The sequence below is a fragment of the Nocardia amamiensis genome (genome assembly GCF_015477605.1).
GTDB lineage: Bacteria > Actinomycetota > Actinomycetes > Mycobacteriales > Mycobacteriaceae > Nocardia > Nocardia amamiensis_A.
Map to the genome: position 1 here is coordinate 13,060 of NZ_JADLQX010000050.1, position 14,697 is coordinate 27,756.

The 14,697-nt window shown below is 67.7% G+C and carries 1 protein-coding gene; it reads right to left on the reverse strand.

Annotation, left to right across the window (positions count from 1 at the left end; genetic code table 11):
- Positions 1-30: 30 nt before the first annotated feature.
- Positions 31-14,697, reverse strand: a 14,667-nt coding sequence (locus tag IU459_RS34780) for a non-ribosomal peptide synthetase (RefSeq protein WP_195133844.1), incomplete at its 5' end; no start/stop codon positions are given.

The following is a 14,697-nucleotide window of genomic DNA, read 5'->3' on the forward strand; positions in this document are numbered from 1 at the left end:
TGACCGGGTGATTTCGAACGAGGCCGGAGGTCACTCTCGGCTGGTCGTGTCCTCTCGCCATATCGTGGTCAGGACCTCGGCTATCTGGGCGAGTCCAGCGGTGGTGGTCATCTGCCAATGCGTCGTTGATACGGCATGGTTATGGACCGTGCCGTCGACGATCCCACCCCAAAGCGTGGCCCCTACACGCCCGGTGGGGTCGTCCAAGGCTGCGGTGAAGTACACGACATCACCCTGGTATAGCGGAGGCCGGTAGGCACTGCGCAGGGCCACGGAATGCACCGCCGCGTCCAAAATCCGGGTGACCCGGTCGGCGCCGAAGGAGGCGAACGGTTCGGGCAGCTCGGTGAACATCTCCGGCAGCGCCGCCCAATCCAGTTCCGCGACATTGCCCAGATCCCCGGCGGCTTCACCGAGCAGCCCGCCGATCAGCTCGGCCACCGGCACCTGACCGGCGTCGGTCACCACCGTTCCGGGCGGATCCGCCATGTAGCTGTCCATCACCGCCAGCACGGCGACGGTGTCGCCCTCGCGTTGCAGCTGGACCGCCATTTCGTGGGCGATGACCCCGCCGAAAGACCACCCCAGCAGGTGATACGGACCCTGCGGTTGCACCGACCGGATCAACTCCACATACCGGGCCGCCCACTCCTGGATCGAGCCCGGCATCACCGCCTCGCCCGCCAGCACCGGGGTCTGCAAACCGTACAGCGGCCGGTCCGGATCCAGATAAGCCGCCAACCCGGCATACGACCAGGAAATCCCCGACACCGGATGCACACAGAACAGCGGCGCGGCCGACCCCGCCGGCCGCAGCGGCAACAACATGTCGAAGGCCGCCTCGGTCTGCACCCGGCCACCGGCCCGCCGCGCCAGATCCGCCACCACCCCCGCCGGGGTCGGCGCGGTGAACACCCGCATCACCGGCACACTCGTACCCAACGCAGCCGACAGCCGAGTGGTCAGCTTCGCCGCGATCAACGAGTTCCCGCCGTGCTCGAAGAAGTTGTCGTCCATCCCGAACCGGTCCAGACCCAGCACCTCCGCGAAAGCCGCGGCCACCGCCGCCTCCACCGGAGTGGCAGGCGCACGATAGACACGGGCCCGGAATTCCGGCGCGGGCAGCGCCTGGCGGTCGAGCTTCCCGTTCACCGTCAACGGGACCCCCTCGAGCACCACAACCGCCGCAGGCACCATATAGCCGGTCAGGAACTCGGCGACCTGGCTGCGCAATTCGGTCGGATCCAAATCCGCCCCGGCCTCGGGCACAACGTATCCGACCAGCTGCTCCCCCTGCACCCGGTCTGTGCGGACCAGCGCGACGGCCTGGCTGACGCCGGGGCAGCGCAGCAGTGCGGCTTCGATTTCGCCGAGCTCGATCCGGAAACCACGCAACTGCACCTGCTGATCGCCCCGCCCGCCGTAGGCCAGCCCAGGCTCACCACCACCGGACCGGGTCCAGCGCGCGATGTCCCCCGACCGGTACATCCGCGACCCGGGCGGACCGAACGGATTCGCCACGAACCGCGTCGCGGTCAACCCCGGCCGCCCCACATAGCCGCGAGACACTTGGCTGCCCGCCACATAGACCTCACCCGGGGTGCCGAACGGCGCCGGACGCAAGCGGATGTCCAGCACAGGGGTGTCCAGTCCGGGCAGCGCCCGGCCGATAAGGCTCGCAGGGCTGTCCACCAACTGTTCATCGATTGACAGGAACGACACGTGCACCGTGGTCTCGGTGATGCCATACATATTCACCAACCGCGGCGCGTCGGCGGGATACCGCTCATACCAGCGCGACAACTGCCGCAGATCCAGCGCCTCACCACCGAAGATCACATACCGCAACGCCAACTCTGCCGGTGAAGCGTCCCGGTCGGCTTCGATCAACTGCCTGAACGCCGACGGGGTCTGGTTCAATACCGTCACCCGCTCCCGAATCAGCAACTCCCGGAACAGCTCCGGCGAACGGGAGGTCGCGTAATCGACCACCACCACACTGCCACCGCTCGCCAACGCACACCACAACTCCCACACCGAGAAATCGAACGCGAACGAATGGAACACCGACCACACATCACGCTCACCGAACCCGAACAACGGCTGCGTGTTGGCCAACAACTCCACCACATTCCGATGCGTCACCCCCACACCCTTCGGCACACCCGTCGAACCGGACGTGTAGATGACATACGCCAGATTCTCCGGCCGCAACGGCGCCAACCGCTCGGCATCGGTCACCGGATCATCACCGAACCCGGCCGTCTGCTCCAGCAACACCACCGGCACCTCGACCTCCGGCAGGCCCGAACGTTCCGCAGCAGTGGTCAACACACACACCGGCGCCGCATCCGCCAACACCCCGGCCACCCGCTGGCTCGGGTAGCTCAGATCGATCGGCACATACGCCGCACCCGCCATCAGCACACCCAACAACGCGACCGGCAACTCCTCGGTCCGTGACACCGCCACCCCAACCAGCGAATCCGGCCCCGCCCCAGCCGCGATCAACGCACGCGCAACCCGGCTCGCACGCCGAGTCAACGCATCGAAACTCACCGTCGTATCGCCGAACCGCACAGCCACCGCATCCGGCCGAAGCCGCGCCTGCTCACCGATCAACCCCGGCAACGTCACCGCAGACGCCGTAACGTTGCGCGATGTCGACTCACCGAGAACTATGGCGCGCTCGGACGTGCTGAGGAGATCGATGTCCCCGACCACTACGGTCGGATCCGCGGCCACCGCGGCCAGAATTCGGCCGAATCGATCCGCGAAGCCTCGCACGGTCGCGTCGTCGAAGAGGTCGTCGGCGAAGGAGAACTCCGCGAACATGCCCACGTCGTGACCGGTCTCCAGCGCCGCGCTGTTCTCCCGGACCGCCAGTGACAGATCGAATTTCGCGGTTCCCACCTCGAAATCGACCGCCTCCACTTGCAATCCGGGCAGCTCGAGACGTTTCTCGGGCAGGTTGTCGAAGGTCAGCGACACCTGGAACAGCGGGTGCCGCGCCGTGGAGCGTTGCGGGTTGAGCAGTTCCACGAGACGTTCGAAGGGCAGGTCCGCATGGGCGAACGCCTGCAGATCGGTGCTCCTGGTCTGAGCGAGCAATTCCTCGAAGGTGAGCCTGCCCGGCACCTGCGTGCGCAGCACGAGTGTGTTGACGAACATGCCGATCATGTCGTCGAATTCCGGCTCGCCACGGCCGGCCACCGGGGTGCCGATCGCGATGTCGTCGGTAGCGGACAGGCGTGCCAGCAGTACCGCGAAGGCCGCGTGCACGACCATGAACAGCGTCGCGTTCTGGGCCCGGGCCAATGCCCGCAGCTCCCGGTAGAGGTCGGTGTCGATCGTGAAACCGACGCGTCCACCGGAGAACGATTGCACCGCCGGCCGGATGCGGTCGGTGGGCAGCGGCAACTCGTCGGGGAGGCCCGCGAGCGCCGAGCGCCAGTATTCGATCTGCTGCGCGATGAGACTGCGCGGGTCGTCCTCCGAGCCGAGCACACTGTGTTGCCACAAGCTGTAATCGGCGTACTGCAGCGCCAGCGGCGACCAGTCGGGCGAGACTCCGGCCGCGTGGCCGGCGTAGGCGACCATCACGTCACGGGTCAACGGTCCGATCGACCACCCGTCGGCACTGATGTGGTGGGCGACCAGGACCAGCACGTGGTCGGTGTCGGACAGCCGCAACAGCGCGGTGCGGAACGGAAGTTCGACGGTGACGTCGAAACCTTTTGTGACGACATCGCGGATCTCTTGGCCGACCTGCTCGGCGCCGATCTGCTTGGGCAGGAAATCGATCGGAACATCGGACGGGTCGAGCACCTGTTGCACCGGACCCGCCGATGTCTGCGGGTAGCGGGTGCGCAGTGTCTCGTGCCTGGCCACGAGATCGACGACGGCCTGCCGGAGGGCGGTGACGTCGAGTGACCCGGTCAGCCGGACCGCGACCGGGATGTTGTCGACCGCGGAGGTGGTGTCGAACTGGTTGAGGAACCACATCCGTTGCTGGGCCGGCGACAACGGGATCTGTTCCGGTCGTGGGCCCGCCACCGGCGCGCGGCGGCCACCCGCGTCGGCGCGCTGTTCGGCCAGCAGCGCCAGCCCGGCCACGGTGGGCGCTTCGAACAGGGCGCGCACGGCGACCGTCGTTTCGAGTGCTGCCCCGAGACGGGCCGCGACCTGAGTGGCCAGCAGCGAATTGCCGCCGAGCGCGAAGAAGTCGTCCTCGGCGCCCACCTGGTCGGCGCCGAGCAGGTCGGCATAGATGCCTGCGACGATCTCCTCGATCGGGGTCGACGGCGCCCGGTACACCGCGGGCACGAACTCCGGTTCGGGTAGCGCGGGGCGGTCGAGTTTGCCGTTGACGGTCACTGGCAGCGCGTCGAGCACGACGAACGCGGACGGCACCATGTACGACGGCAGCACGGCACCGAGGGCCGACTTCACCTGGGCGATATCGACATCTGCGGTGTCGCGCGAGGGCACCAGATAGGCGACCAAGCGGTCACCGGTGTGCGCGTCGGTTCGCGTGGTCACCACTGCCTGCGCGATCTCGGGCCGGCTCAGCAGCGTGGCCTCGATTTCGCCGGGTTCGACGCGAAAGCCGCGGAGCTTGAGCTGGAAGTCGCTGCGGCCTCGGTATTCCAGTTCACCCGCGCGGTTCCACACGGCCAGGTCACCCGTGCGGTACATGCGCTCCCCCGCGCCGAACGGGTCGGCGACGAACCGCTCCGCGGTCAACGTCGCCTGTCCGAAGTAGCCGCGCGCCAGCTGCGCACCGGCCAGATACATCTCGCCCACAACGCCGTCCGGAACCGGTTGCAGTCGGCCATCGAGCACGTACACCCGGTTGTTCCACTCGGGAACGCCGATGGGCACGGTCGCGTCGTCGGCCTCGGTGACCCGATGGCTGGTGACCGAGACCGCCGCCTCGGTCGGGCCGTAGAGGTTGAACAGTTCGGTACGCGGATGGTCGCGCACGAAGCGTTGCGCGAGCGCGGCGGGAAGCGCCTCACCGATGGCCAGCACTCGCCACAGCGAGTCGGGCAGCCCCGCGGTGAGCAGCGCCTCGAGCATCGACGGCACGACATGCAGGGTGGTCACCCATTCCCGGGCCATCAATTCGGTGAGGTAGGCCGGGTCGCGGTGGCCGTCGGGTGCGGCGATGATCAATCGTCCGCCGCACACCGCCGCAGACCAGAATTCCCAGACCGACAAGTCGAACGTCGCCGCGGTCTTCAGCAGAATCGCGTCGGCGGCGTCGAGCCCGAATTCGAGATTCTTCCAGCGCAATTGGTTGACGATGGCCTCATGCGCCACTGCGACGCCCTTCGGCCGGCCGGTGGAGCCCGAGGTGAAGATCACATACGCCGTGTGGTCGGGCCGCAGCGGGACAATCCGGTCCGCATCGGAGATCGGCATCGGATCGAGCCCGGCGAGGTCCAATTCGTGGACGCGCAGCACCGGCGCGATCTCGGTGTCGAATTCTGTTCCGGCCAGCACACAGACCGGGTCGACGGCCGCCAGGATGTAGCTGGTGCGTTCGGCGGGCTGCTCCGGGTCCACCGGCACGTAGGCGCCGCCTGCCTTGGCCGTGGCATACATGGCGACAAGCAGATCCACCGAACGCGGCAATGCCAGCACCACCCGCGACTCCGGACCGACTCCCAGCGAGATGAGATGCCGCGCAAGGCGATTGACCCGCGCGTCCAGCTCACCGTAGGTCAGTTCGGTGGCGCCCTCGGGTGCGTCGGCGACCACGGCGACGGCATCCGGTGAGTTCGCCACGGTGGCGTCGAGCAGCGATGCCAGCGTCGTAGGCAGCCTGACCGCCCGTTGCGTGGCGTTGCGCCGCACCAGAATGTCCGCGCGCTCGGCCTCGCTGAGGATCGCCAGCTCTCCGACCGCGGTTTTCGGGGCCCGCGCTATGGTCTTCAGTACTCGCGACAGTCGTGCGACGATGGTGTCCGCTGTCGAGGCGTCGAAGAGGTCGGCGGCGTAGGTCAGGAAGCCGTTGATCCCGGCCGCCGCGCCGGACTCGGCGTAGCTGTCGGCAACGATCAGGTGCAGGTCGAATTGCGACAAGCCCGTGTTCAAATCCAGCCCCGCCACCGTCAGACCGGGCAGTTCCAACGTGGCCTCCGCCAGATTCTGGAACGAGAAGCCCACTTGGAACAGCGGATGGCGGGCGGTGGAGCGGACCGGATCGAGCACCTCGACCAGCCGCTCGAACGGCACGTCGGCGTTGGCGAACGCCTCGATGTCGGCATCCCGTTGCCGGAGCAGGAGTTCGGTGAACGGCTCACCGGCGTCGATCCTGGTGCGGAAGACCAGGGTGTTGACGAACATGCCGATGAGGTCGTCCAGCACGGCTTCGCCTCGGCCCGCGATCGGGGTGCCGACGGCGATGTCGTCGGTCCGCGCGAGCCGGGCCAGCAGCACCGCGAAGGCGGTGTGCACCACCATGAACAGGGTCGCGCCATGGTCGTGGGCCAGGTCGACGAGGGCCTGATGGGTCGCGGCGTCGACGCGGACCTCCACCTTGCCGCCTGCGAACGACTGCACGGCCGGACGCGGCCGGTCGGTGGGCAGGTCCAGCTGCTCGGGCAGCCCCACCAGGGTCCGGCGCCAGTAGGCGATCTGCTGGGCGGCGCGAGAGTCCGCGTCGTCTTCCGAACCGAGGACTTCGTGCTGCCAGATGCTGTAGTCGGCGTACTGCACGGCCAGCGGTGTCCAGTCCGGCGCAGCGCCCGCCGTGCGCGCGGCGTAAGCGACCATCAGGTCCCGGCTCAGCGGGACCAACGAGGACCCGTCGGCGCTGATGTGGTGCACCACCATGGCGAGCACATGCTCCACGGGCTCGGCGTCATCCGCGCCCGCGACTCCGAACAGCGCCACCTGGAGGGGAACCTCGACAGTAACGTCGAAGGTGGTCGAAAGCGCCGCCATCACCGCGGATTCGACATCCTCCGGGGCCACCGTCCGCACCTCCAACCCGGGCACGGCCTGATCCGGTGGAAGGATCACTTGCACGGGCCCCTGCGTCGTCTGCGGATAGACCGTGCGCAGGATCTCGTGCCGGTTCATCACGTCGGCGATGGCGGCGCGTAGTGCGGCCACATCGAGATCTCCGGTGAGCCGCACCGCCATCGGCACGTTGTAGGCCGCCGATCCGGTGTCGAACTGGTTGAGGAACCACATCCGCTGCTGGGCGGAGGACAGCGGGATGCGCTCGGGCCGCTGACGCGCGGTCAGCAGCCCGCCGCGACCCGAGCCCGCGTAATCGGCCAGCCGGGCAGCGAGCAGCGCGACGGTCGACGCTTCGAACAGCAACCGAACCGGCACTTGGGCGTCCAGTAGGGTCCCGAGCCGCGCCGCGGCCTGCGAGGCGATCAGCGAGTTCCCGCCCAGACGGAAGAAATCGTCATCCGCGCCGAGCGGACGAGTCGTTCCCAGCAGTTCGGTGAACACGTCCGCGACGGCCTGTTCGAGACGTCCCGACGGCGGCCGGAACGGGGCGGTGGCAAGTTGCGGCTCCGGCAGAGCGCGCCGGTCCAGTTTGCCGACCGGGGTCAACGGGATCTCGTCGAGGACGACGATGGCCGTCGGCACCATATGCGCGGGCAGCGTGCGAGCGAGTTCGTCCACAAGCGCCTCGGTGTCGATGGACACGTCCGGCGCAGGCAGCACATAGGACACGAGTATCGTTGCACCGGAATCGGATTCGCGACCTACTGTGACCGCGAATTCGATGTCCGGGCGGCCGGATAGCTCCGCGTCGATCTCCCCGAGTTCGATCCGGAAGCCCCGCACCTTGACCTGGAAATCGTTGCGGCCGACATAACTGATGACCGTCTGCTGGCCGATCCGCTGGGGCCGCACGATATCCCCGGTGCGGTAGAGCCGTGCACCGGGCGGACCATAGGGGTCGGCGACGAAGCGGGAGGCGGTGAGTGCGCGACGGTTGTGGTAGCCGCGCGCGAGCTGGTCGCCACCGAGATACAGTTCACCCGTGACGCCTTCGGGCACCGGGCGCAACCTGCCGTCCAGCACCAGCGCGCGCATGCCCCGGATCGGCCCGCCGATCGTCACGGGCCCCTCAGGAGACAGCGGATCGCTGATATTGGTCATGATCGTGGTCTCGGTGGGCCCGTAGCCGTTGTAGAACTCACGGGTCCGCCTGCCTGCGATCGGCTGTATCCAGCGCCGCAGCAGCTCCGGCGGGCATGCCTCGCCACCGGCGATCACCACTCGGAGCCGATCGAGTCCGGCGGGGTCCATCGAGGCCAGCGCCGCGGGAGTGACGAACGCGTGGGTCACCCGCTCGCGCCGCAGCACCGCGGTCAGGTCCGCCCCGCCGTAGACGGTCGGCGCGACCACGACCATGGTCGCCGCGCCGCCGACGGCCAGCAGCAACTCCAGCACCGCCGCGTCGAAGGACGGTGACGCGAAATGCAGTGTGCGCGAGCTACTTGTGACGCGATAGCGTTCGCGCTGCTCGGCGCAGAAACTCGGCAGGCCGGCGTGGGTCACCACCACGCCCTTGGGCACGCCCGTGGAACCGGAGGTGTAGATGACGTAGGCCGGGTGGTCCGGACGCAGCGGTCGGGTCCGATCCCGATCGGTGATCGGGTCGGTGGGGTGCCGGTCGAGTGCGTGCGCGAACTCGGCGGTGTCGATGACCAGCCATTCGACGTCATCAGGGAGGTCGGCGCGCACCGCGCCGACGGTCAGGCCGAGCACCGCTCGCGAATCCGACACCATCTGCGTGACCCGTTCGCGGGGATAGTGCGGGTCGACCGGCGCGAAAGCCGCGCCGGTCTTCGCGATGGCCCAGACCGCGAGCACCGACTCCAGCGATCGGGGAATGCCCACCGCTACCAGGTCCTCGGGCCCGATACCGCGTTCGATCAGCGACCGCGCCAACCTGGTCGACTGCTCGTCGAGTTCGATGTACTCCAGTTCGCCCAGCGATTCGGACTCGTCGGCGAAGAGCACCGCGATGCCGTCCGGGTTCTCCTCCACCGCGGCGGCCAGCAGATCCGGCAGCAGCGCGATGGTGTCCGCCTCGTTCCCGTGCGCCGGGGTGGCCGAACCCGCGGTCATCAGCCGCCGGGCCTCTTCCGCGTCGAGGATGTCGATGTCCCACACCGCTGTCGACGGTTCGGCCGCGACGGCGTTGAGGATGCGCTCGAACCGCGAAATGAAGGAGCGCACCGTCGATTCATCGAAAAGGTCGGTGGCGTAGGCGAATACGACGGCCATCTCGCCGGGCGAGTTGTCGGCGGCCAGTCGCGGTTCGATGATCACCTGCAGGTCGAATTTGGCGGTGATCTCGCCGGTGTCCAGTGCGGCGACCGTCAGGTCCGGAAGTTCCAGCGTGGGCTGCTCGAGGTCCTGGAACGACAGCATCACACGGATGAGCGGATCGGCCGCCGCGCTGCGCGGGAGACCGGCTTCCTCGACGACTCGCTCGAAGGGAATGTCGGCGTTGGCGAATGCCGACAGCGCGGTTTCGCGGGTCCGGTCGACCAGGTCGTGGAAGGTTGCCGCGGGATCGACGTCGACGCGCAACGCGAGTGTGTTGACGAACATCCCGACCAGATCGTCGAGTGCTCGTTCGCCGCGGCCGGCGATGGGGGTGCCCATCACGATGTCCGTGCCGCCGGACAGCCGCCCGAGCAGCGCCGCGAGAGCGGCGTGGACCACCATGAACAACGTCGCGTTGTGCTCACGAGCGATCCGGGTCAGCTGGTCGTGGATCGCAGCCGGGATGGTGACGCCGGTCGACGCACCGCGGGTCGATGGCGTGGCGGGGCGTGGACGGTCCGTCGGTAACTGCAGCGGTCCGGACAGCTGGGCAAGCTGGTCGCGCCAATACGACAACTGCTGGGCCGCACGGGAAGACGGATCGGTGTCGGATCCGATGGCGGCATGCTGCCAGAGGGCGAAGTCGGCGTACTGCACCGGCAGCGGCGACCAGTCCGGCGTCGCGCCGCCGGTGCGGGCGAGGTAGGCGGTCATCAGGTCGCGGGCCAGTGGCGCCAGCGATGCCCCGTCGGCGGAAATATGGTGCACCACGAGGACGAACAGGTGTTCGTGGCCGGAGCTGAACACCCGTATGCGCAGCGGAGCCGACGCCGTGACGTCGAAGCCGGTGGACATCAGCCCGGCCACGGTGTCCATCAGGTCGGTGGTGTCGTGTTCGACCACCAGCCCCTCGGGCAGTACGGCATCGGCCGACAGGATCTCCTGATACGGAACGCCGTCGGCGTCGGCGGGGAAACGGGTGCGCAGCGCCTCATGGCGTTCCAGCACGTCGGCGACCGCGAGGCGCAGCGCGGGCACGTCGAGGGCGCCGGTCAGCCGGAGGGCGAAGGGCATGTTGTAGGCGGGCGAGTCCGGGTCGATGCGGTTGATCAACCACATCCGCTGTTGTGCCAGCGACAAGGGGATGCGGTCGGGCCGGATCGAACGGACCAGTGCCGGACGCGAATCCACGCCACCGGGAACCACCCGGGCGGCGAGTGCGGCGACCCGGGACGCCTCGAACAGGTCACGGACCGTGACCTGCGAGTTCAGCACCTCGTTGACCCGGGCGACGGCTCTGGTCGCGAGCAGCGAGTTGCCGCCGAGGGCGAAGAAGTCGTCCTCGGCGCCTACCCGGTCGATGCCGAGCAGGTCGGCGAACACCTGGGCGACCGCGTGCTCGGCGGGTGTTCGGGTGGGACGGTACTCCGCTGCTTCGAACACCGGTTCCGGTAATGCTTTGCGGTCGAGTTTGCCGCTGGTGTTCAGCGGCAGTTCCGGCAAGACGACCACCGCGGAGGGGACCATGTACGCGGGCAGCACGGTGGCGATCGCATGCAGCAGGTCGTGTTGGTCGATGTCGTGCCCGGGCGCCGGGACGGCGTAGGCGGCCAACTGCTCACCCAGCGCGGAGGGGATCACGGCGGCTGCTGCTTGGCTGACCGAGGGTTGGGCCAGCAGCGCGGTTTCGATTTCACCGAGTTCGATGCGCTGACCGCGGTACTTCACCTGGAAATCGGTGCGCCCCAGATATTCCAGCCGCTGCGGCCGGTCGGCGTCGGGTGCACGCCAGATCACCAGGTCGCCGGTCCGATACATCCTGGCCCCGGCCGCGAACGGATTGGCCACGAACCGGCCCGCGGTCTGCGCGGATTGCCGAACGTATCCGCGGGCGAGCTGGTCACCGGCCAGATACAGCTCACCCGGCACTCCGGCAGGCACCGGGCGCAACCGCGCATCCAACACGAACACTTGGGTGTTCCATTGCGGGCGGCCGATCGGCACCGTCACCGTATCCGAGCCGTCAGCAGGCCAGTAGGTCACCGACACCGCCGCCTCGGTCGGACCGTAGAGATTGTGCACCCGCGCATCGGTGACCGCGTCGACCGCCCGCACAGTCTCTGGAGGCAGCGCCTCGCCGATGACGAACACATCCCGCAAACCGGCGAGGCTTGCGGCAGGTACGTGGGCGGCGAACTCGCTCAACATCGTCGGCACGAAATCGGTCACCGTCACCCCATGCGCGGCGATCATCGCAGCCAGATAGGACGGGTCACGATGCCCATCATGGTCGGCGACAACGAGTTTCGCGCCCGTCCGCAAAGGCATGAAATACCCCCACAACGACACATCGAAAGTCGTCGCGGTCTTCTGCAGATACACCTCCCCCGGACCCATCGGGTATTCGGCAAGCATCCACTGGATCTGGTTATCGATCGCCTGATGGGAGACCCCCACACCCTTCGGACGCCCGGTCGACCCCGAAGTGAAGATCACATACGCCAGATGCTGTGGCAGCAGTGGACGCGCCAACTCCTCGACCCGGACCGGCGCACCCGAGCGACCGCCGGTGTCGAGGGTGTCCAGACACAACACCGGGATATGCGACGGAACCGGGATGGTGTCGGCGGTCGTGGTGAGCACACACACAGGATCGGCGGTATCGAGCACGTGCCCGATCCGCTCGCCCGGGTGATCAGGATCCAACGGCACATACGCCCCACCCGCAGTCAGGATGGCGTACATACCGACCACCAGATCCAGCGAACGCCGAACCGCCAAACCCACCAACGACTCCGCACCCACCCCCTGCTCGATCAGCACCCTCGCCAACCGATTGACCCGCTCATCGAACTCGCGGTAGGTCAACTGCTGATCGGCGTGCACGACCGCGACTGTGTCCGGATGCTGCGCCACCGCACTCCGGTAGCCATCCAGAAGCAGCCCCGAGGCGACGGGATGGCGGGTGTCGTTCCAGGACTCCAGGATCGCCGTGCGTTCGGCCGTGTCCAGCAGGTCGATATCCCCGACCAGCAGTTGCGGCGACTCGGCGACGACGGCGAGGATTCGGCACAACCGTTCCGCGAAGCCCGTGATGGTGGCCTCGTCGAACAGGTCGGTGGCGTAGGTGAACGCCGCCGAAATCCCCAACGGCGTCCGCTCGTCCTCACGGGGCACCATGGTCAGCTCGAGGTCGAACTTCGTCAGCGACCACGCGAACTCCAGCGCGGAGACGTTCAACGACGGCAGCTCCAGCGTTGCGGGCGTGAAGTTCTGGAAGGTCAGCATCACCTGGAACAACGGATGATGGGCGCTCGACCGCACCGGGTCCAGCAACTCCACCAAGCGCTCGAACGGCACCTCGGCATGCCCGAACGCCTCCACATCGCGACCACGTGCCTGTTCCAGCAAGTCGGCGAAACTGTCACCGGGATCGACCTCGGTGCGCAAGGCGAGAGTGTTGACGAACATGCCGATCAAACCACTCAACGCCGCATCCCCGCGACCGGCCACCGGGGTACCCACGGTGATATCGCCGGTATTCGACAACCGGGCCAGCAACACCGCGAACGCCGCATGCGCCACCATGAACAAGGTGGCGTCATGGCGTTGCGCGAGCCGGTTCAACGCGGCGTGCACTGTCGCGTCGATGGTGAACTCATAGCTCGCGCCGCGACCGGAGAACACCGCCGGACGCGGGCGATCCGCAGGCAAATCCAGCTTCTCCGGCAGGTCGGCGAGCCGATCACGCCAGAACCCGATCTGACGAGCCAGAATCGAATCCGGATCGTTCTCCTCGCCGAGGGTTTCGCGTTGCCACAACGTGTAATCCGCGTACTGCAACGGCAGCGGCTCCCACCCCGGCGCCGCACCGGTCGCCCTCGCCGAATACGCCGTCATCAAATCCGCGGTCAACGGCAGCATCGACGAACCGTCCGCGGCGATGTGGTGCACCACGCACACCAGCACATGCTCGGTCTCGCTCAGCCGCAGCAGACGCAACCGGATCGGCGGTGCTGCCGTGACATCGAAACCTTCACCCACCACCGCCCCCGTGGACTCGAGGATTTCGGCTTCGGTGACCTCCAGCACCGGCAGCTCCGGCACCGCGCCCGGCTCCGAAATCGCGTGCACCCGTTGGCTACCCACACCATCGTGCTCCGGGTAGCTGGTGCGCAACACCTCGTGCCGCTCCACCAGATCCCCGATCGCCGCCCGCAGCGCGGCCACGTCCAACGCACCGCTGAGCCGCACCGCCAGCGGAATATTGTTGCTCGCACTCGCCGGGTCGAACCGATTCAAAAACCACATCCGCTGCTGCGCATACGACAACGGAACCCGCTCCGGCCGCGGCATCGGCCGCGGCGGCGAAACAGACGCCCCCGTCAGCTCCCCCAACCGCTCGGCCAATCGCGCCACCATCGACGCCTCGAACACCAACGCAACCGGAACCCGCACACCCAACGCGGAACCCAACCGACCCGCGACCTGCGTCGCCAGCAGCGAATTACCACCCAGCTCGAAGAAATCATCATCGGCGCCCACCCGATCGGCGCCGTCGTCACTGTGCGGCAACAAGACAGCAGCGAAGGTGTCCGCCACCAACCGCTCGTTCGGCGTGGCCGGCGCACGGAACTCCCGGACGGTGAGCACCGGTTCCGGCAACGCGGCGCGATCCAACTTGCCCACCGGCGTCAGCGGTAACTCGTCCAGCACCGTGATCGCGGCCGGAATCATGTACGCGGGCAACGTCTTCCCGATGAACTCGGCCAGCTCGGCGGTATCCAGCACGACCCGGCCGCCTTCGGCGCCGGTCGTGGCATCAATGCGCGGCAGCACATACGACACCAGGGCTTTGACTCCGGAAGGCAGTGTCGTGCCCAGTGTCGCGGCGTAGTCGACATCCGGATGGGCGGTCAACGCGTTGTCGATCTCGTCCAGCTCGATCCGCAGGCCCCGGATCTTCACCTGGAAATCCACCCGCCCGTGATACTCGAGCAATCCATCCGGAGTGCGCCGCACCAGATCACCGGTGCGATACATGCGTGCACCCGAACCGCCGAACGGACTGGCGACGAACCGTTCCGCACTCAGTCCAGGGCGCCGCAGATACCCTTCGGCAAGCGCAGGCCCGGACAGATATAACTCGCCGACCACGCCGGGCGGCACCAACCGCAACCGCGCGTCCAGCACGTGCACACCCATACCGGGAACCGGAGTGCCGAGATGCGTTGCACTGTCCCGGGACAACGCTTCGGTGCCGGTGGCGAAGATGGTGGTCTCGGTCGGCCCGTACACGATGTAGAACGACCGATCACCGCTCGCCCACCGCGCGACCAACTCCGGACCGACCCGCTCACCACCACACAGAATCGCCCGCAG